Annotated in this window: 19 protein-coding genes; 15 read left to right on the plus strand and 4 right to left on the minus strand. The window is 61.7% G+C overall.

What is annotated here, in order from left to right; all coding sequences use genetic code 11:
• The first annotated feature begins 175 nt into the window (after positions 1-175).
• On the plus strand, positions 176-1,306 hold the full coding sequence (locus ACF8EF_RS20105) for a porin (protein WP_176684082.1): 1,131 nt from the start codon (positions 176-178) through the stop codon (positions 1,304-1,306).
• Here the strand turns inward: ACF8EF_RS20105 and ACF8EF_RS20110 are convergent.
• Together ACF8EF_RS20110 and ACF8EF_RS20115 are read right to left on the minus strand one after the other, a co-directional pair.
• Complete coding sequence (locus ACF8EF_RS20110) at positions 1,283-2,221, minus strand: LysR family transcriptional regulator (protein WP_176684083.1); 939 nt, start codon at positions 2,219-2,221, stop codon at positions 1,283-1,285. The two genes, ACF8EF_RS20105 and ACF8EF_RS20110, sit on opposite strands and share 24 nt — an antisense overlap.
• Before the next feature lie 86 nt (positions 2,222-2,307).
• On the minus strand, positions 2,308-2,808 hold the full coding sequence (locus ACF8EF_RS20115; RefSeq protein ID WP_010953616.1) for a peroxiredoxin: 501 nt from the start codon (positions 2,806-2,808) through the stop codon (positions 2,308-2,310).
• Positions 2,809-3,039: 231 nt separating this feature from the next.
• Here ACF8EF_RS20115 and ACF8EF_RS20120 point away from each other — a divergent pair, with 231 nt between their 5' ends.
• The 4 genes from ACF8EF_RS20120 to ACF8EF_RS20135 all read left to right on the plus strand — a co-directional run bounded on the left by ACF8EF_RS20120 (position 3,040) and on the right by ACF8EF_RS20135 (position 6,648).
• Positions 3,040-4,023, plus strand: a complete 984-nt coding sequence (locus tag ACF8EF_RS20120) for a DUF1852 domain-containing protein (protein ID WP_176684084.1) — start codon at positions 3,040-3,042, stop codon at positions 4,021-4,023.
• Positions 4,024-4,050: 27 nt separating this feature from the next.
• On the plus strand, positions 4,051-5,085 hold the full coding sequence (locus ACF8EF_RS20125) for a methionine synthase (RefSeq protein ID WP_176684085.1): 1,035 nt from the start codon (positions 4,051-4,053) through the stop codon (positions 5,083-5,085).
• Positions 5,086-5,110: 25 nt separating this feature from the next.
• A complete protein-coding gene (locus ACF8EF_RS20130; protein WP_104961956.1) occupies positions 5,111-5,620 on the plus strand; it encodes a flavin reductase family protein in 510 nt (169 codons plus the stop codon).
• A 98-nt stretch (positions 5,621-5,718) separates the two neighbouring features.
• Complete coding sequence (locus ACF8EF_RS20135; RefSeq protein ID WP_392462434.1) at positions 5,719-6,648, plus strand: LysR family transcriptional regulator; 930 nt, start codon at positions 5,719-5,721, stop codon at positions 6,646-6,648.
• 66 nt (positions 6,649-6,714) lie between these two features.
• Here ACF8EF_RS20135 and ACF8EF_RS20140 read toward each other — a convergent pair whose 3' ends face one another.
• Complete coding sequence (locus tag ACF8EF_RS20140) at positions 6,715-7,602, minus strand: LysR family transcriptional regulator (RefSeq protein ID WP_176684088.1); 888 nt, start codon at positions 7,600-7,602, stop codon at positions 6,715-6,717.
• A 95-nt stretch (positions 7,603-7,697) separates the two neighbouring features.
• Here ACF8EF_RS20140 and ACF8EF_RS20145 point away from each other — a divergent pair, with 95 nt between their 5' ends.
• The 10 genes from ACF8EF_RS20145 to ACF8EF_RS20190 all read left to right on the plus strand — a co-directional run bounded on the left by ACF8EF_RS20145 (position 7,698) and on the right by ACF8EF_RS20190 (position 18,932).
• The gene (locus tag ACF8EF_RS20145; RefSeq protein WP_392462435.1) at positions 7,698-9,140 is read left to right on the plus strand and encodes an aldehyde dehydrogenase family protein; all 1,443 of its coding nucleotides are present in this window, start codon (positions 7,698-7,700) and stop codon (positions 9,138-9,140) included.
• Positions 9,141-9,153: 13 nt separating this feature from the next.
• A complete protein-coding gene (locus tag ACF8EF_RS20150) occupies positions 9,154-10,140 on the plus strand; it encodes a dipeptidase (protein WP_176684090.1) in 987 nt (328 codons plus the stop codon).
• A gap of 55 nt (positions 10,141-10,195) precedes the next feature.
• A complete protein-coding gene (locus tag ACF8EF_RS20155) occupies positions 10,196-11,746 on the plus strand; it encodes a BCCT family transporter (protein ID WP_176684091.1) in 1,551 nt (516 codons plus the stop codon).
• 26 nt (positions 11,747-11,772) lie between these two features.
• Complete coding sequence (locus ACF8EF_RS20160; protein WP_392462437.1) at positions 11,773-13,467, plus strand: hypothetical protein; 1,695 nt, start codon at positions 11,773-11,775, stop codon at positions 13,465-13,467.
• Between the two features lie 2 nt (positions 13,468-13,469).
• Positions 13,470-14,165: a DUF3726 domain-containing protein gene (locus tag ACF8EF_RS20165; protein WP_392462439.1), complete on the plus strand. Its 696-nt coding sequence runs from the start codon at positions 13,470-13,472 to the stop codon at positions 14,163-14,165.
• Positions 14,166-14,192: 27 nt separating this feature from the next.
• On the plus strand, positions 14,193-14,564 hold the full coding sequence (locus ACF8EF_RS20170) for a RidA family protein (RefSeq protein WP_003254071.1): 372 nt from the start codon (positions 14,193-14,195) through the stop codon (positions 14,562-14,564).
• A 432-nt stretch (positions 14,565-14,996) separates the two neighbouring features.
• A complete protein-coding gene (locus ACF8EF_RS20175; RefSeq protein WP_176684094.1) occupies positions 14,997-16,406 on the plus strand; it encodes a circularly permuted type 2 ATP-grasp protein in 1,410 nt (469 codons plus the stop codon).
• A gap of 3 nt (positions 16,407-16,409) precedes the next feature.
• Complete coding sequence (locus ACF8EF_RS20180; protein ID WP_176684095.1) at positions 16,410-17,360, plus strand: alpha-E domain-containing protein; 951 nt, start codon at positions 16,410-16,412, stop codon at positions 17,358-17,360.
• Positions 17,357-18,136, plus strand: coding sequence for a transglutaminase domain-containing protein (locus tag ACF8EF_RS20185; RefSeq protein ID WP_392462441.1), 780 nt, complete (start codon positions 17,357-17,359; stop codon positions 18,134-18,136). Before ACF8EF_RS20180 ends, ACF8EF_RS20185 begins: the two co-directional genes overlap by 4 nt.
• Positions 18,137-18,209: 73 nt before the next feature.
• The gene (locus tag ACF8EF_RS20190) at positions 18,210-18,932 is read left to right on the plus strand and encodes a proteasome-type protease (protein WP_176684097.1); all 723 of its coding nucleotides are present in this window, start codon (positions 18,210-18,212) and stop codon (positions 18,930-18,932) included.
• Here ACF8EF_RS20190 and ACF8EF_RS20195 read toward each other — a convergent pair.
• The coding region (locus ACF8EF_RS20195) for a hypothetical protein (RefSeq protein WP_392514317.1) at positions 18,923-19,102 on the minus strand (180 nt) is incomplete at its 5' end. The two genes, ACF8EF_RS20190 and ACF8EF_RS20195, sit on opposite strands and share 10 nt — an antisense overlap.

Consider the following 19,102-nt stretch of genomic DNA (forward strand, 5'->3'; position numbering starts at 1 on the left):
GCAGCGTTGACGCTGTTACGAAGCCCTTCTAAAACGGATGCGCTCGCCAATCCACACGCCGCGCCAGCCCCTGATTAACCAAACGGCATGACCTGACCGAATAAGCAATCACGCTGCAACGTATTGTTCACCGACGCTAAAGCCACCACATCACCGTGCTGGCCTGGAGTCGTGAATGAACACTCGCACTACGTCGTTGCTGTTGATGATCCAAGGGGTTTGCCTTGCTGCGCAGGCACAGGCAGAGGGTTTTCCGACGCTCGCGCGGATTGCGCCGGGTTTCGGTTACTACGGAGTTGATTACGGCTTCGATGACACGCTCAAGGTGTACGGCACCGTGGATGCATTCGCCAGCTATCACGATTCGCAGCACCACTCAGGTTTCAGGCTGGCCGGTGGCGGCGCCTGGACCAACAAGCTCGGGCTGTACGCACGCAAGGCGCTTGACTCCGATACCGTCGTGGAGCTTGACGTCGAGGAGGGTTTCAACCTCAATGGCGAGGCTCTGGAGGGCACCTGGGACACCGTCGGTACCCTGCGCCTGGCGACGGTCGCCCTGCGCTCGCGCACCCTGGGCAAGCTCGAGTTCGGCAAGACCTACGGCATGGCCACCCCCACCTACGCCGACCCGTTCCTGGCCACCTATGGCTCGCCCTACACCTACCTGGCCCTGCCTGCCGCCGGCAAGGGCGCCTTCTACCTTGACCTGCGCCCCAAGCACACCCTGGCCTACACCAGCCCCACCTTCAGCGGCTTCAGCCTCGGTACCGCGCTAAGCTTCGGCTTCGACGATGCCGCCAGCGCTGGGCGCACCGTGCGTGGCGGTGGCGCCCGGCTGCAATACCGCAACAGCCGGGTGATGGTGCTGGCCTCCTACAACCGCTACTACAGCGACCCATGGGACGACGGCGGCGTCTCACGTCAGACCGCCAACGACTTCAAGAGCCTGTCGGCGTTCTACGATTTCGGCCCGCTGGCCACCAGCCTCACCTGGCAACGCCAGGACGTGGACCAGGCCGGCACACCCAGCACCACGCTGTACACCTTCGGCATGATGGCGCCGGTGGGCGAGCTGGACGTGCTGCGCCTGGCGGTGATGCAACGCCAGGTCAGCGCCCGCGACAAGGACGCGTGGGGTGTGATGATCGGCTATGACCACTTCATCAACCCCCGCTGGGCCCTTTATGGACGCCTCGGCATGATCGCCAACCAGCGCGCCTCGTCGGTCACCTACGCCGGCACCCCGGTGGACCAGGCTGGCGATAACCCGAGCAACATCTCGCTAGGCATGTACTACCACTTCTGACCCAACGGGGCGGGTCTGCTTGAGCACCTGCCCGCGCAAGCTGTGGAACAGCTCCTGGGCAGGCGCCGTGAGGCTGTGGCGGTCAATGCAGACCAGGTTGATGGGGTAATCCGGAATCAACTCCTGCACCGCCATGGCGACGAACTCGCAATCGATACCGTAGGTAAACCCTTGGTCCACCGCCAGTTCGCTGATGGTCATCAACGATTCCGTGTTCTTCAACAGCTTCAGCGCCATCATCACTGAAGTGCATTCAACGGTGTTCTGTGGCACCCGAAGGCCGTTGGCTTCGAACAATTGGTGAAACTGCGAGGCCTGATCGGACAACTCGTCCAGGCTGATCCAGGGGGCGTATTGCAAGGTGCGCAGTGACTGGCTGAACTTCTGCCGATTCGAGGCGTGGCAAATCACCGTGCCCTTGATACTGCCCAGTGCCTCCCAGTCCAGGCTCAGCCGACTCAGCGGTTGCTGCGAAGTAATGGCGAAGTCCAGGCTGCCATCGCGCAAGCGCTGCAGGATCTGACTGGGGCGCAAGTCGGTGATGGTGATCTTCACCCGCGGGTACTTGCGCCGAAAGGCCAGGATACTTTCATCGACGCCATCGAGCATCGCCGTCAACGACGTAACCCCGATCGACACGGCGCCCAGCGCCGCATCCTGAATGCTCGCCGCTTCGATCTGCAGGCGGCGTATGCTTTCTACCACGAGGTTGGCATGGCGGATGACACGTTTGCCTTCCTCGGTAAGGGCCATGCCTTTGTGCGACCGCTGCAACAGGGTAAAACCCACCTCCCGCTCCAGCTCCTTGATCGAACGGCTCAGCGCGGGCTGAGTAATGTGCATGAGCTTTGAGGCTTCGAGGATGCTGCCTGCGTTATGAATGGCGACCAGCGCCCTGAGTTGGTGAAGTTTCAACCGTCTGTACCTTGTTGTTAGCGGCCGGTTCGAAAAGTGTTCTGGCAGCCCTGACAACCGTTGTCGGCAAGGCCTGAAAGGTATGGCTAGCGCAACACAGCCAGCAGGCTGGCCGCATCGCTGACCTCGAACTTGCCGGGGCTTTCAACCGCAATGTACTGGACTACCTGGTCGTCGACCAACATCGCATACCGCTGCGAGCGCCGCCCCAAACCGCGTGCCGAAAGGTCCTGGGTCAGGCCCAGCGCCTCGCTGAATTCGCCATTGCCATCGCCGATCATCTTGACCGCATCCCCGACCTGCAAGCTGTTGCCCCAGGCGTTCATGACAAAGGCATCGTTCACCGAAACGCACAGGATTTCGTCAATGCCAGCCGCGAACAACGCAGGGGCCGCCGCGACATAACCGGGAACATGACGTTCAGAGCACGTCGGCGTGAACGCGCCCGGCAACGCGAAGATCAGCACCTTCTTGTGCTTGCAACGCTCGCGAATGGAAAAGGCCTTCGGGCCGATCGCGCAGGCGCCTGCGTCGTTGTTGTATTGATAAAGGGTAACGTCGGGCAGTTGATCGCCGGTTTTGATCATCGCTGTCTCCTGGGTGAGGTGAAGGCCAGGCAGCCATGATGCCGCAGTCGACCAGGCAACGCATCATGAGCAGGGCTAAAAAACCTGTGAAATAACTTCAATATCATTCATGCAGCGCCCCGCCTAGGATACACCTCAATCAAACACATCAAGATTACGCTGTGAACGACTCAGCCTACGCAACTGACAAGCACTGAGTTGCTCACACTCAGGCACCTGGAAGCCGTCACCATGAATAAAGCGCCAACATTCACCGTCAAGCGCATTGCGTTCGACGAACATTATCGCCCTGCCGAAAACACCCGCATCACGACCAACTTCGCCAATTTGGCACGGGGTACAAACCGCCAGCAAAACCTGCGCAACACGTTGATGATGATCAATAACCGTTTCAATGCGCTGGCGCACTGGGACAACCCCGAACATGACCGCTACCGCGTAGAGCTGGATATCATATCGGTGGAAATGAATCTCGAAAATGCGCAGCACGGCAATGCCCTGCCGCTGATCGAAATATTGAAAACCTATATTGTCGACCGCAAGAACAATACTCGCCTCGAAGGCATGGTAGGCAACAACTTCTCCTCGTACGTGCGCGATTACGACTTCAGCGTACTGTTACTGGAGCATAACAAGCACCGGTCGACCTTCAGCACACCTGATCATTTCGGCGAGCTGCATGGCAACCTGTTCAAGTGTTTCGTCAACTCGCACACCTACCAGGAGCACTTCAGCAAACCACCGGTTATCTGCCTGAGCGTATCGAGCAGCAGGACGTACCTGCGCACCGAAAATCAACACCCTGTGCTAGGTGTTGAGTACCTGCAGGATGAGTACTCGCTGACGGATGAATACTTCAAGAAAATGGGCTTGAAGGTGCGCTATTTCATGCCACCGAACAGCGTCGCCCCGTTGGCATTTTATTTTGCCGGCGACTTGCTGGCTGACTACACCAACCTTGAACTGATCAGCACCATCAGCACCATGGACACCTTCCAGAAGATCTACCGACCCGAGATCTACAACGCCAATTCTCCAGCAGGCAAGGCCTACCAGCCCAGCCTGAACAACCAGGACTACTCGCTCACGCGCATTGTCTACGACCGGGAAGAGCGCAGCCGCCTGGCGATCGAGCAGGGCAAATTTGCCGAGGAGCAATTTGTCAAACCCTACCAGGCCACGCTAGCGCACTGGTCCGCTCAATACGCACGTTGAACCATTCAAAACACAAGGTCACTGTTCATGAACACATTGCTACCCACCTCCACGGCCGGCAGCCTGCCTAAACCCGCATGGCTGGCTCAACCCGAAACACTCTGGTCACCGTGGAAGTTGCAAGACGAGCAACTGGTCGAAGGCAAGCAGGATGCCTTGCGCCTGGCCTTGCAAGAACAACAACACGCCGGTATCGACATCGTCAGTGACGGCGAACAAACCCGCCAGCACTTTGTCACCACGTTTATCGAGCACCTCAGCGGCGTTGATTTCGAACAACGGAAAACCGTCAGAATCCGTGATCGCTACGATGCGAGCGTACCGACGGTGGTGGGCGCTGTCGCTCGACAAAAGCCGGTGTTTGTCGAAGATGCCAAGTTCCTCCGCCAGCACACCACACAGCCGATAAAGTGGGCGCTGCCCGGCCCCATGACCATGATCGACACACTGTATGACAACCACTACAAAAGCCGCGAGAAACTGGCCTGGGAATTCGCCAAGATTCTCAACCAGGAAGCCAAAGAGCTGGAAGCCGCGGGCGTGGACATCATTCAGTTCGACGAGCCGGCATTCAATGTTTTCTTCGACGACGTGAATGACTGGGGCGTAGCTACCCTGGAAAGGGCCATCGAGGGCCTCAAGTGCGAAACGGCCGTCCATATTTGCTATGGCTATGGCATCAAAGCCAACACCGACTGGAAAAAGACCCTCGGTTCAGAATGGCGGCAATATGAACAGGCCTTCCCCAAATTGCAGCAGTCCAGCATCGATATCATTTCGCTGGAATGCCATAACTCGCATGTTCCGATGGACCTGCTCGAGCTGATTCGCGGCAAGAAAGTCATGGTCGGCGCCATCGATGTGGCCACCCATGTCATTGAAACACCCGAACAGGTCGCCGCCACCCTGCGCAAGGCACTGCAATTCGTCGATGCCGACAAGCTCTACCCTTGCACCAACTGCGGCATGGCGCCCCTGCCCCGCCAGGTAGCCAGCGGCAAGCTCAAGGCCTTGAGTGCAGGCGCAGCCATCGTCCGTCAGGAACTCGCTAACGCACGCTGAAATGAATGCAGCCACAGGACCTACCATGTTGCTTTCCGGTACGGCGATTGAGCCGTCGACTTTTCGCCAGGCACTCGGGCACTACGCATCCGGCATCACGGTGATTACATCGCACCATGAAGGTGAGCCGATCGGCTTCACCTGCCAGTCGTTCTACAGCGTATCGATGAGCCCGCCGCTGGTGTCATTCAGTGTGATGTCCAGCTCGGCCAGCTACCCGAAAATTCGCCAGGCTGGGCGCTTCACGGTCAACATCCTGTCAGGTGAGCAGGTCGGCATTTCCAACCAGTTTGCCCGGCGCGGCGCCAACAAGTGGCAGGGCGTCGAATGGCAAGCATCGCCGTTGGGAAACCCGATCATTGCCGGCAGCCTGCACTGGCTTGATTGCGAAATTCACGCCGAACATGCCGCCGGGGACCACCTGATCGTGATTGGCGAAGTCAAAGCGTTGAACCTGCAGGCAACGGCTGCCACGCAGCCGCTGCTGTATTTCAAGGGGCAGTACTGCAACCTTGCCGCGCCTCACGCGGCTTGAGCCTCACCCCACTCACGGAAAACCCATCAAAGGAATTGTCAGGATCACGCAGCAGTGAAGAAAACCCGCCATTACTGCGTTGATCCGCCATTTTACTCATGATCGATTTACGCCACCTGCGAACCCTCCACGCGCTGCGTGAAACCGACAGCCTGCACGAGGCCGCCGAGCGCCTGCACCTGACACAATCAGCCCTGTCGCATCAGTTCCGCGATATGGAAGAGCGCATCGGCATGCCACTGTTCGTGCGCAAGTCCAGGCCGGTGCGCTTCACCAGCGCCGGGCTGAAGCTGCTGCAGCTGGCCGACCGGGTGCTTCCTCAGATCCGCAGTACCGAACGGGACCTGGGCAAACTGGCCGGGGGCTGCGCCGGACGGCTGCACATCGCCATCGAGTGCCACAGTTGCTACCAGTGGTTGATGCCTTCAGTGGATGAGTTCCGCGGCGCCTGGCCTGAGGTGGAACTGGACCTCGCCTCCGGTTTTTCCTTCGCACCACTGCCAGCCCTGGAGCGCGGCGACCTGGACCTGGTGGTGACCTCCGATCCAGTGACACTGCCGGGTATCAGCTACGTGCCCTTGTTCAGCTACGAGGCACTGCTGGCCATCGACAACCACCACGCCATGCGCCACAAGCCGTACCTGCAGCCCGCCGATATCGCCAGCCAGACACTGATCACCTACCCGATCGAACGCACCCGTCTGGACATCTTCACCCGCTTCCTCGACCCCGCCGACGTCGAGCCCGCACAGGTACGCACTTCAGAACTGACCGTGATGATGATGCAACTGGTTGCGTCCGGGCGCGGCGTCTGCTGCCTGCCCAACTGGGCCGTGCACGAATACAGTTCGCGCGGCTATGTAACCGCCAAGCGCCTTGGCGAGCACGGCCTGCAGGCAAACCTCTATGCTGCGCTGCGCAGTGACATGCTGGAGGTGCCGTACGTGCGTGATTTTCTGCTCACGGCCAAGGACATCTCGTTCACCACGCTGGCAGGTGTCAGCGTGGCGTCAGGCCCGGTTCTCTGAAAGCCGGGCGTGCGTTTGCGAACCTCAGTGCCGGCCATGGCGCGCCATGCCCCTACCGCCAACGAATCAACTAGCCTTCGCCAACTGCACCTGCAGAAACGCCATCAGTGCCCCCGCCACAGGTGACAAGCTGCGCCCTTTGCGGGTGAGCATGCCGATATGCCGTTCTACCCTGGGCTCCTCAAGGGGTACGAACGCCAGTTTGTCGTTCTCCTGCGGAAAAGCGAGGTACGGCAAGGTACTGATCCCTACCCCCTCCTCCAGCATGGCGATCAACGAAATCATGTTGGAAATGAACAGCCGGCTATCGGCCAGCAAACCCTCGGCCTCGGTACCCGCCAGCAATTGCGAGGTACCGTTGCGAATCATCGGCACACCCAGCAACTGCGCCCAATGCAGCCGCCCCCCCGCCTGCGCCAGCGGGTGGTCGCTGCGGCACACCACGCCAACCTGATCATTCACGATGGGGGCGAATTCGAGCTGGTCATCGTCCACCCACAGGCTGCTGATGCCGAAATCCACCTGCCCTTGTGCGAGCAACTGCTGCACACGTTCGGCCGTGCCGTCCTGAATGCTGACCTGCACATTGGGGTGCGCGGCCACGAAGCGGGCCAGCGGCCCTGGCAGCATTCGGCTGGCCACAGAAGGCACGGTGGCGATGCTGACCTGGCCGATCTCATGCCGGGCAAACAGCATGACTTCACGAGCAATACGGTCATGGTGCTCGATCAAGCCACGAAACAACGGAAGGCAATGCTCGCCAAATGGCGTCAGTTCTACCCGGCCACCGCCCTTTTCGACCAGTGCCTGCCCCAGCTTCTGCTCCAGTTCACGCAGGGCCAGGGATATCGCAGGCTGGGTGCGAAAGGCCTGGCGGGCGGCCGCGTGGAAACTCTTGAGTTCGGCGACCAGCACGAAGTAACGCAACTGGGCGATTTTCAGCTCGGGCAACATGGTTAGCATTCCTTATCAAAGCATTTTTTTTATTAATTTTTATTTGCTGCATATTGCTCGCATGATGAATGCCATGCAAACGGAGGCGTTCATCCATGTCACACAAGACCTACAACAACTACATCAATGGCCAGTGGTGTGAAGGCCACGCCACTTTGGGCAACTACAGCCCCTCGGACACTGGCGACCTGATCGGCCAGTACCATCAGGCCAGTGCCGAACAGGCCCGCCAGGCCATCCAGGCCGCCCGCGCCGCTCAACCCCTGTGGTCCGCCAGTGGCCTGGAAAGCCGCCAGCAAGTGCTGATGGCCATCGGCGACGAGCTGATCGCCCGCAAGGAAGAGCTCGGCGAACTGCTGTCGCGAGAAGAAGGCAAACCCTTGGTCGAAGGCATCGGCGAGGTCAACCGCAGTGGCCAGTTCTTCCATTACTACGCCGCCGAAGTGCTGCGCCAGATGGGCGAGACTGCCGCCTCGGTGCGGCCTGGGGTCGACATCGAAGTGCATCGCGAACCGGTGGGTGTGGTGGGCATCATTACCCCATGGAACTTCCCCATGGCCACCGCCGCCTGGAAAATCGCCCCGGCCTTGGCCTTCGGCAACGCCGTGGTGTTCAAGCCGGCCAACCTGGTGCCGGCCAGTGCCTGGGCGCTCACCGAGATCATCAGCCGTCAGGGCCTGCCCAGCGGCACCTTCAACCTGGTGATGGGCAGCGGTGCCGACGTCGGCGAGGCCCTGATCCAGTCCGCCGAGATCGATGCCCTGACGTTCACCGGTTCTCTGCAGACGGGCCGACGCGTAGCGGTGGCCACCGCCGGTAACCTGGTGCGCTGCCAGCTGGAAATGGGTAGCAAGAATGCCCTGGTGGTCATGGACGACGCCGACCTCGAACTGGCCGTGGAATGCGCGCTCAACGGGGCCTTCTTCGGCACCGGGCAGAAATGCACCGCGTCGTCACGGCTGATCGTCTGCGACGGCATCCACGACCGCTTCGTCGAGGCGCTGCGCCTGCGCATGCGCCAGCTCAAGGTTGGCCATGCACTGGAGGCAGGCGTACAGATCGGCCCGGTAGCTGACGCGCGCCAGCTGGAACAGAACCTGGCCTACCTGCAACTGGCCCAGGCCGAAGGCGCCACCCTGATCGAAGGTGGCGAACGCCTGCAACTGGCCTCCGATGGCTACTACATGCGCCCTGCCTTGTTCATCAACAGCCGCAACGACATGCGCATCAACCGCGAGGAAGTGTTCGGCCCCATCGCCTGCGTGATCCGCGTGCGCGATCTTGAAGAGGCGCTGGCCACGCTCAACGATACCGAGTACGGCCTCACAGCCGGGATCATCACCCAGTCGCTGCGCCACGCCAGCCACTTCAAGCGCCGCGCCCAGACTGGCTGCGTGATGGTCAACCTGCCCACTGCAGGCACCGACTACCACGTGCCATTCGGGGGCCGTAAAGCCTCGAGTTTCGGCCCCCGGGAACAGGGGAAATACGCTCGCGACTTCTACACCGTGGTCAAGACCACCTACCTGCGGCCCTGAAGGAATACATGCCATGCACGACCTCTTGATGATCGACGGCCTGCAGTACTCCAACTGGAGCCAGGAAATATTCCAGCAGATGCAGGCCGGTGGCCTGAGCGCGGTGCACGCCACCATCGCCTACCACGAAAACGCCCGCGAAACCCTGTCGCGCCTGGGCGAGTGGAACCGCCGCTTCGAAACATGGCCCGAGCTGATCCGCCCGGTACGCACGGCCAGCGACATCCGCCTGGCCCACGAGGAGGGCCGGGTGGGCATCTTCTTCGGCTTCCAGAACTGCTCGCCGATCGAGGACGACATTGCCCTGGTGGAGGTTTTCCGCCAGCTCGGGGTGTTCGTCATGCAGCTGACCTACAACAACCAAAGCCTGCTGGCCAGCGGCTGCTATGAGCGCGAGGACAACGGCATCAGCCGCTTCGGTCGCCAGGTGATCGCCGAAATGAACCGCGTCGGCATGCTCATCGACATGTCTCACAGCGCCGAGCGAAGCACGCTTGAGGCCATCGAACTGTCGAGCCGACCGGTGATCATCTCCCACGCCAACCCTGCCAGCTTCCACGCCGCCAAGCGCAACAAGTCCGATGCGGTGCTACGCGGGATCGCAGAGTCGGGCGGGCTGCTGGGGTTCAGCACCTACCCGTTCCACCTCAAGGGTGCCTCGGACTGTAGCCTGGAAAGTTTCTGCGACATGGTCGCGCGCACCGCCGACCTGATGGGTGTGGAGCACATCGGCATCGGCACCGACCTGTGCCAGGCGCAACCCTTGTCCGTGCTGGAATGGATGCGCAACGGCCGCTGGAGCAAGGACAAGGACTACGGCGAAGGCTCCAGGGACAACGCCAACTGGCCGGCGCCCTTGCAGTGGTTCCGCGACAGTCGCGACTTCCGCAACATCGCCAAGGGCCTGCGCACCCGCGGCTTTTCCGAGCACGACGTGGGCAAGATCATGGGGCTGAACTGGTTGCGCCTGCTGGAGACCGCCACCACGGCAAAGGCCTGACCCCCTTGCACGGACAGCACCAAGAATAAAAACAATCGCAGGTTCCGGAGGTTTCATGAAAAACCCAACCACCTTGCAGGCTGACGGCCAGGCCATGGGCGTGCCTATGGCACGCGATATCGACTGGCCGTTGTTCCTGATCAGCGGCGGATTCCTCGGCGCCTTCCTGCTGGCGGCGCTGATCGACATCGACACCGTGTCGGCGCTGGTCAATACCCTGTTCGCCTGGTCGACAAAGGCCTTTGGCCTCTATTGGCAAGTGCTGATGCTGGCAACCTTCGCCGTCAGCCTGTTCATCGGTTTTTCCAGATGCGGGCGTGTACGCCTGGGCGGGGTCACCCAGCGCCCGGACGTCAGCACCTTCAACTGGATCGCAGTGATCATGTGCGCCCTGCTGGCAGGTGGTGGCGCCTTCTGGGCCGCTGCCGAACCCTTGATGCACTTTGCCAGCCCGCCGCCCTTCTTCGCCGGCCTGCAACCGCACAGCGAAGCGGCGGCCACCGCGGCACTGGCGCAATCGTTCGTGCACTGGGGCTTCCTGGCCTGGGCCGTGCTGGGCAGCCTGCTGGCGATCGTGCTGATGCACCTGCATTACGATAAAGGCCTTCCGCTGGCGCCGCGCACCCTGCTTTACCCCCTGTTCGGCCAGCGAGCGATCAAGGGCCCGATCGGCACCTTGGCCGACGCGGCCTCGATCATCGCGGTAGTGGCCGGCACCATCGGTCCGATCGGTTTCCTTGGCCTGCAGATCAGCAGCGCCATGCACGCCGTGTGGGGGTTGCCCAACACCATCGTCACCCAGTCGCTGACCATTGTCCTGGTTACCGCGATGTACACTGTCTCGTGCCTGGTGGGCCTCAAAGGCATCCGCTTTGTCAGCGAGATCAACGTCTGGTTGATGATCGGCCTGGCACTGTTCATGGTGGTATTCGGACCGACGCTGTTCATCCTCAGCGGTTTCCCGGCGGCCTTTGCCCTGCACGTGGAGCACTTCATCCCCCTGACGATGTTCCGCGCCGACCCCAAATGGCTGGACTGGTGGACGGTGTTCTACTGGGGCTGGTTCATCGGCTATGCGCCCATGGTGGCACTGTACGTCGCGCGGATCTCGCGGGGCCGCACCCTCCGCGAGATCATCATGACGCTGTCGATCATCGCACCGCTGGTGACCATGTTCTGGTTCACCGTGGTGGGCGGCACCGGGATCGGCCTGGAGCTGCAAACGCCAGGCAGCGTCACCGCCCATGGCGCCAAGCCTGAAGACCTGTTGCTGGGAGTGACGCAGAACCTGCCACTGGGTGGCCTTGTCAGCGCGCTATTCCTGTTCCTGAGTTTCATCTCGGTGGCCACCAATGGCGACGCCATGGCCTTCACCGTGGCGCTGGCGATGTCCAGCGACGATAAACCGAAGAAGTGGTTGCGCGGTTTCTGGGCCATCGGCATGGGCTTGGCGGCGGTAGTGCTGATCACCATTGGCGCAGGCGGAGTGACGGCCCTGCAATCCTTCATTGTCATCACCGCGGTGCCGGTGTCGCTGGTGATCCTGCCAGCGCTGTGGGATGCCGTGCGCATCGCTCGACACATGGCCCGTGAACAAGGCGTCTGAACATGATCCATCCAGGTACAACAACAATGCCCAACAGCGTGCCTGCAATACCCGCGTTGCGCCCTGCCAGCCAAGTCATGGACCTGGCCCGGCTAGGTAGCCACTTCCAGAGCCCGCTCAGCTTCGTGCGCAGCAGCATGCGGCGGATGATGCAACAGCGCTGGCAAATCCGGCGCAGCTGTTTCGACCTCGATGGCCAAGGTTTCGGCACTGCGATCTACCGCATCGAAACGCCAAACGGCCATTACCACTGCGTGATCTTCTCGGCCTACCTGCCGCCGGAAAAGCGCAGCGATCGGGTCATCGCCGACCAGTGGGACGTCAGCTTCGTGCTGGTGGCCGGCGATGTCGACTCGGCACAACTGGCCGACCTGCAACGCAACGTGCCGCTGCAGGAAGCCGGCCGCTTCGATGCACGCGTGCTGGTGTTGTCGCGGGCCAACCGTAGCTTGCGCAATTTCGACCGGTTTCTGGCGGCGCTGGCAGAAGGTCGCCAGCCCGATCCACAGCAACTGGCTGAAGTCGGCTACCTGTATCGCACTACAGCTGTTTACGGTAACGGCAAGTTCGGCATCGCCGATTTTGGTTGCCTGCAAGATAACCCGGACTTCAACCAGCCGTTCAGCGCGCAGATGTTCACCGTCTACCTGCTGCGTCACTTCAGCATCGAGCAGATCAACCACATGGCCCAGGCACTCGCCCCGCAGCGGGCAGTGCAACTGGCCCCGGCCCTTCAACGCTACCTGGGGGTCGGCAACGCGACCGGGCTGGGAATGGCCCCTTTTCTGATCAACCACCCTCAACTGGTGGAGCACTGGATCAGTACGCGGGAAACGGCCCTGGCCCTGGTGCTGGCGCAGCCGGCGGAGCCCGCCCCGTTGGCGCGCCTGCAGCAATTGCTGGCGCGCGCCCGGTTGCACCTGAGCCAGTCCCGGACCGAAGACCAGCGCCAGCATGAGCAGAACCTGCAAACCTTGGCCGAGCTTGCTTTACTGGCCACCTGGCTTGGCACGCAAGCCGACGGCGCGGGCCTTTGGCCGCGCCTGCTGGCCTGGGCGCAATTACATACGGGGGTAGGCTGCCAGGAGCTTCTGGTCAGCCTGCTGCTGGAGCTGTACCCCGAGCAGATCGCGCCACTGGCCGAGCACATGGGCGTCAACGAAGGCTGGCAGCTGGACGCCCAGATGCCCCTTGGGCAACTGCGCCAGCTCATCGAGCAGCAGTATGGCTGGGCGTTGCGCTACGACTTCAGTGCTGCCGATGCGGAGCACTTCTTCTGGTACCGCTCAGCTGAGAAAGAAGAACCACGTCTGGGCATTCGCGCAGAGGAGCCGGGGGCCGAAAAAGAAATGCAACTGGGCATTGCCCGCAATATCCAGCAGTGCCATGGCGCACTGCTGGAGCACCTGCAACTGCAGCCCCAGGCGCTGACCGCTCACTTCCTGATCGCCCAACCGATGTTCAAGGGCGCGGTACGCCGCCTGCAAGGCATGGCAAAAACGAACTACGGTGAAATCCGTGCCAATCTGCTGGCCCGGGACATGCTGCCGATTCACCTGCTGCGCTGCAAACTGGCATTTTTCGGCGCGGGGAAATTCGACCCCAAGTCAAGCCGCTGGGTGCGTATCACGCTGTTCCAGGGCGCGCCGCTGGTCAGCGACATCGGTCAGCCGTTCGCAGACGACTGGAATTTCGCAGTCATGCCGCACAGGGAGTTTTGACCATGCGCGTATCGCTTAACGAAATACAGGTGATGTGCCGCAAGGCATTCGAAGGCATGGGCTTCGCCCCGGGCGACTGCGAGGATGCCGCCGAACTCGTGGGCTGGTTGCAACTGCAGGGGCTCGATGGCGTCGGTGCACTGGAAAAGGCGTTGCGTTATCTGCAAGCCGAAGCTGCACGGCCATACGCCTTGTGCCATGAGGATAACGCCCTGCTGGTGATCGACGCCAAGGGCCAGAGCGTGTTGCGCTGCGCCGCCACGGTGGTGGAACTGGCGGCAGCCAAGGCCATGCGCTGTGGTCAGGCCGAACTGCGCATCCGCCACTGCCACAACCGTTTGCTGTTGCTGGGCTACCTGAGCCGGGCAGCTGTGCAGGGGCTGCACGTGCAAGCCCGCTGGGAGGACGCCCGCCAATGCCACCTGGCCGATTTTACCGCCGGTATGCCGCGCCCGGATCTGAGCAGTGAAACTCGGCCCCAGGCCATTGAAGCGGCCGCGCAAGACGTAACGGTGCTGTTCACCCGGCCAGCCCAGACCGCCCAGGCAATAACCGACCCGCAGCTCACACTGCAGCAAGGTTTTACAGTCAACGAACATACCTGGCAAAGGCTCAGGCAGTTGGCCGAACACATCCTTGTCGAGAGCACCGATGCCTCACGCCGCCACGGTGCAGGCGGCGGCAGCGACGCCGACTGAACACCCTTGCCACTGAGGAAACAACCCATGAAGCATGCAATAAAGACCGAGCTGTTCGCCTCCAGGGCGCCACTGGAATGGGCGGTCGTTGGCAACGGTACGTTGTACACGGCCCAGATCCCAATCGATACGCAGGGCCAGGTGGTTGCCGGCGGCATCGAGGCACAGGCCCGCCAGACACTGGACAACCTGCGCCACACCCTGGAAGCCGCTGGCAGCTCGCTGGATGCCGTGACCCAGGTGCTGATCTACGTGACCGACCGCCGTTATCTGGCAACTGTAAATGCCGTGTACGCCGAGTATTTCCAGGCCCCCTACCCCAACCGCGCGGCCGTAGTAGTGGCTGGCCTCGCCCGGGAAGAAATGCTGGTGGAACTGGTGGTCTACGCCTGCCTCTGACGCCCTGAAGGCGCCCGTCTCACGATATTCAGCGTTCGCCCAATCGAGTGCCGCCCGCGCGGCGCTCGATGCATGCCCCCTCCGCCCCACGTCATGCACCCGGAATATTCCCTTTTTCGCCCGCCAGGTACCGGCCTGCGCCCCATTTCGGTTCAAAAGCCGCGCCCGGATCAATAGCGCCCTTTTTTGATGCGCCGGCCCTTGCGGCCAGGCAGCTCACATCGGTTGTGCCCCTCACATTTCCCGCCCCCCAGAGCCGCCAGGCGTGTTCGGCACTTTTATTGCACACACTGATTGTGCTCAATGCACAGGCAATCTACCGAGACCGAGGTTAACGCGAGACACAGCTCCCACTTACCCCAGCAAGGCAGCACCCTGAAAGACGCAGATGAACCGCAATGAAGCTGCCGGTAACGGCGGCAAGGAGTGGGTATGTCCCGGGCTTTTTTCAATGAAATGTACGAAGCGGATGGCAATTGCCGCCCGCATTACCAGGAGTTCGCCCGCTGGCTGGCCAACACCCCGCTGGAGTTGCTGGAACAGCGCCGGCGCGAGGCCGACCTGCTGTTTCACCGCGCTGGCATCACCTTCACCCTGTATGGCGACAAGCAGGATACCGAGCGCCTGATCCCTTTCGACATCATCCCGCGCAGCATCCGCGCCAGCGAGTGGCGCACGGTCGAGCGTGGCTGCATTCAACGGGTACAGGCGCTGAACCTGTTCCTGCAGGACATCTACCACGACCAGCGCATCCTCAAGGCGGGTATCATCCCGCCAGAGCAAGTGCTGGCCAACGAGGGCTACCAGATCGCCATGCAGGGCCTGGACCTGCACCGTGGGCTGTATGCACATATTGCCGGTGTCGACCTGGTACGTGACGGCGATGGCAGCTATTTCGTGCTGGAAGACAATCTGCGCACCCCCAGCGGCGTCAGCTACATGCTCGAAGACCGCAAGATGATGATGCGCCTGTTCCCCGAACTGTTTGCCGCCCAGCGTATCGCGCCCATCGACCACTACCCCAACCTGCTGCTGGACACGCTCAAAAGCGCCAGTCCACTGGACAACCCCACTGCCGTGCTGCTCACCCCTGGCCGTTTCAACAGCGCCTACTTCGAGCATGCCTTCCTGGCCCGGGAAATGGGCATCGAGCTGGTCGAAGGCGCCGACCTGTTCGTGCGTGATGAGCATGTCTACATGCGCACCACGGCCGGCCCCCAGCAGGTGGACGTGATCTATCGCCGCCTGGACGACGACTACCTCGACCCGCTGTCCTTCAACCCTGATTCGATGCTGGGCGTGCCGGGGCTGGTCTCGGTTTACCGCGCCGGCAATGTGGTGTTGGCCAACGCCGTCGGCACTGGCGTGGCCGATGACAAATCCATCTACCCCTATGTCGACGACATGATCCGCTTTTACCTGAGCGAAGAGCCCATCCTGAACAACGTGCCGACCTGGCAGTGCCGCAAGCCGGCGGACCTGTCCCATGTACTGGCCCACCTGCCCGAACTGGTGGTCAAGGAAACCCAGGGCTCCGGCGGCTATGGCATGTTGGTCGGGCCTGCTTCGACCAAAGCCCAGATCGAGGACTTCCGCGCGCGTATCAAAGCCCGCCCGCACGCCTATATCGCTCAACCGACGCTGTGCCTGTCAACCTGCCCGACTTTCGTCGACAGCGGCATCGCACCGCGTCACATCGACCTGCGCCCGTTCGTGCTGTCGGGCAGTGAAACCCGCCTGGTGCCCGGTGGCCTGACGCGCGTGGCGCTCAAGGAAGGCTCGCTGGTGGTCAACTCGTCGCAAGGCGGCGGTACCAAGGACACTTGGGTGGTGGAGGACTGAGCCATGCTTTCGCGAACCGCTTCCGACCTGTACTGGATGTCCCGTTACCTGGAACGTGCAGAAAACCTCGCGCGCATGCTCGAGGTCAGCTATTCGCTATCGCTGATGCCCCAGGCCGGGCGCAGCGACGGCCATACCGAACTGGCAATGTCGCTGATGGCCTCGGGCATGCTGGACGACTACCTGCGTCGGCACAATGAACTCGACACCGAGCGCATGCTGCACTTCTTCGCCCTCGACGCCACCAACCCCAGCAGCATCTATTGCTGCCTGCAGGCTGCCAGGACCAATGCCCATGCAGTGCGCGGCCGTATCACCGCCGACATGTGGGAGAACATCAACGCCACCTGGATCGAAATGCGCAACATTGCCAGCAATGGCCTTGGTCGCTATGGCATCAGCCAGTTCTGCGACTGGGTCAAGGAACGATCGCACCTGTTCCGCGGTGCGACCTCCGGCACCATCATGCGCAACGATGCCTACAGCTTCATTCGCCTGGGGACCTTCCTGGAACGGGCGGACAACACCCTGCGCCTGCTCGATGCGCGCTACGAAATGTTCGGCGAGGCCTCCGAAGAGGTCAGCGACGACTCCGCCCGCGGCTATTACCAATGGAGCGCCCTGCTGCGCGCGCTGACCTCGTATGAGGCCTTCAACGAGCTCTATCGCGCCGCGCCCAGTGCCCGGCCGGTGTCCGAGTTGCTGCTGTTGCGGGTGGACGTGCCGCGCTCGCTGCATGCCTGCATCGAGGAACTGGACCTGATCCTGGCGGGTCTGCCGGGCAGTACCGGGCGTGCCGCCCAGCGCATGGCCGCCGAACTGAATGCGCGCCTGCGCTACACCGCAATCGACGAAATCCTCGATGCAGGGTTGCACCCCTGGCTGAGCGACTTCATTGGCCGCATCAACCAACTGGGCCAGGCCGTCCATCACTCCTACCTGGAGGTTGTATGAAACTGTCCATTCGCCACGACACGACCTATAACTACGCCAGCGACGTATGCAACAGTATCCAGTTCCTGCGCCTGACACCGCGCAGCAGCGAACGCCAGCGTATCAATCAATGGCAACTGGACCTGCCCTGCAAGGTAAAGGGCCAGATCGACCCTTACGGCAACATCCTGCATGTGCTGACACTGGACAAACCCCATGGCCACCTGGCGCTTACCGCACACGGCCAGGTCGAGATCGACCCGGATTGCGAACACGAAACCGAGAGCCAGTCGCCCCTGCCGTTCCTGCGCGGCAGCCACCTGACGCAGGCCGACGACACCCTGACTGCTTTCGCCGCCCGGCAATGCGGCAGTCACCGCGACCGGGCAGCACTGATCGGGCTGATGCAAGGCCTGGCCGAGCACATGCCCTACAGCCCTGGTGCCACATCGGTGGGCACCACGGCCATCGAAGCCTTCCGCGGTGGCGCAGGTGTGTGTCAGGACCACACGCACGCCTTCCTGGCCTGCGCACGCAGCCTGGGAGTGCCGGCACGCTATGTGTCCGGCTACCTGTGTACCGAAGACGAACAACACCTGGCCAGCCACGCCTGGGCCGAAGCCTGGGTCGACGATGCCTGGTACAGCTTCGACATTACCAACCGCCTGACCCGGCCAGAGCGTCACCTGAAGCTGGCGGTGGGCCTGGACTATCTCGATGCCTGTCCGGTCAGGGGCGTACGCCGCGGCGGCGGCGCCGAATCGATGCAGGCCAGCGTCCACGTGCATCGCCAGTGACAGGATGGCTTCAGACCGGTCTTGCCGCGCGAGTGCGGCAAGACCCTTCCACACGCAACACAAGGGAAACCGCATGACTTACTGTGTCGCCATGCACCTGGAGGACGGGCTTGTCTTCATCAGCGACTCACGCACCAACGCCGGTATCGACCAGATCTCCACGTTTACCAAGTTGTTCGTCTTCAGCGTCCCGGGCGAGCGGCTGATCGTGCTGCAGACCGCCGGCAATCTGGCGACCTCGCAGTCGGTGATCAACCTGCTGCAGCAACGCACCCAGGGCAACGGCCCCCACCTGCTGAACGTTGCCACGCTCTACGATGCAACGGTGCTGGTCGCCGACACCCTGCGCGAGGTGGTCAAAAGAGACCGCAGCAAGCTCACGGCCGATATCGACCTCAGCAGTTCATTCATCGTCGGCGGCCAGATAGCCGGCGGCCCCATGGCCATCTACAACGTGTATGCACAAGGCAATTTCTTCCAGGCCACACCGGACACCCCGTTTCTGCAGCTGGGTGAAAGCAAGTACGGCAGGCCAATACTCGACCGCAACCTGGATTACCGCACGCCGCTCGATGAAGCGCTGCGCTGCGGCCTGATTTCGTTCGACTCCACCATCCGCAGCAACCTGTCGGTGGGTATGCCGCTGGACTTGCTGGTGTACCGCAATAACAGCCTGGAAAACATGACGCGCAAGCGCATTACCAGCGACGATGCCTATTACCAGCAGATTCGCAGGCAATGGAGCGACGGCTTGAAAACCCTGCTGGCCGAACTGCCAGCGCCGCCTTATGGCTGAACAAGCAAACGGTTCAGATCCTTTGCTGCCAGTGCCGGCCTGTTCGCGGGCTTGCCCGCTCCCACAGATACTGCGCAAGCCTTGAAGCCTGTGATGTCCTGTGGGAGATCACCCAGCCCTTCCGGGCTGCGCTGTCGCGCAGCAAACATGAGATGTACGGCTTCAGATCC

The organism is Pseudomonas sp. zjy_15 (genome assembly GCF_043101865.1).
Lineage (GTDB): Bacteria > Pseudomonadota > Gammaproteobacteria > Pseudomonadales > Pseudomonadaceae > Aquipseudomonas > Aquipseudomonas putida_Y.

Excerpts from the sequence above, each read along its gene's own strand:
- ACF8EF_RS20190 (WP_176684097.1), top strand. The coding sequence starts at position 18,210 with ATGACTTACTGTGTCGCCATGCACCTGGAGGACGGGCTTGTCTTCATC.
- ACF8EF_RS20155 (WP_176684091.1), top strand. The coding sequence starts at position 10,196 with ATGAAAAACCCAACCACCTTGCAGGCTGACGGCCAGGCCATGGGCGTG.
- ACF8EF_RS20130 (WP_104961956.1), top strand. The coding sequence starts at position 5,111 with ATGTTGCTTTCCGGTACGGCGATTGAGCCGTCGACTTTTCGCCAGGCA.
- ACF8EF_RS20150 (WP_176684090.1), top strand. The coding sequence starts at position 9,154 with ATGCACGACCTCTTGATGATCGACGGCCTGCAGTACTCCAACTGGAGC.
- ACF8EF_RS20180 (WP_176684095.1), top strand. The coding sequence starts at position 16,410 with ATGCTTTCGCGAACCGCTTCCGACCTGTACTGGATGTCCCGTTACCTG.
- ACF8EF_RS20125 (WP_176684085.1), top strand. The coding sequence starts at position 4,051 with ATGAACACATTGCTACCCACCTCCACGGCCGGCAGCCTGCCTAAACCC.
- ACF8EF_RS20145 (WP_392462435.1), top strand. The coding sequence starts at position 7,698 with ATGTCACACAAGACCTACAACAACTACATCAATGGCCAGTGGTGTGAA.
- ACF8EF_RS20165 (WP_392462439.1), top strand. The coding sequence starts at position 13,470 with ATGCGCGTATCGCTTAACGAAATACAGGTGATGTGCCGCAAGGCATTC.
- ACF8EF_RS20140 (WP_176684088.1), bottom strand. The coding sequence starts at position 7,602 with ATGTTGCCCGAGCTGAAAATCGCCCAGTTGCGTTACTTCGTGCTGGTC.
- ACF8EF_RS20120 (WP_176684084.1), top strand. The coding sequence starts at position 3,040 with ATGAATAAAGCGCCAACATTCACCGTCAAGCGCATTGCGTTCGACGAA.
- ACF8EF_RS20175 (WP_176684094.1), top strand. The coding sequence starts at position 14,997 with ATGTCCCGGGCTTTTTTCAATGAAATGTACGAAGCGGATGGCAATTGC.
- ACF8EF_RS20160 (WP_392462437.1), top strand. The coding sequence starts at position 11,773 with ATGCCCAACAGCGTGCCTGCAATACCCGCGTTGCGCCCTGCCAGCCAA.
- ACF8EF_RS20135 (WP_392462434.1), top strand. The coding sequence starts at position 5,719 with ATGATCGATTTACGCCACCTGCGAACCCTCCACGCGCTGCGTGAAACC.
- ACF8EF_RS20170 (WP_003254071.1), top strand. The coding sequence starts at position 14,193 with ATGAAGCATGCAATAAAGACCGAGCTGTTCGCCTCCAGGGCGCCACTG.
- ACF8EF_RS20115 (WP_010953616.1), bottom strand. The coding sequence starts at position 2,808 with ATGATCAAAACCGGCGATCAACTGCCCGACGTTACCCTTTATCAATAC.
- ACF8EF_RS20185 (WP_392462441.1), top strand. The coding sequence starts at position 17,357 with ATGAAACTGTCCATTCGCCACGACACGACCTATAACTACGCCAGCGAC.
- ACF8EF_RS20105 (WP_176684082.1), top strand. The coding sequence starts at position 176 with ATGAACACTCGCACTACGTCGTTGCTGTTGATGATCCAAGGGGTTTGC.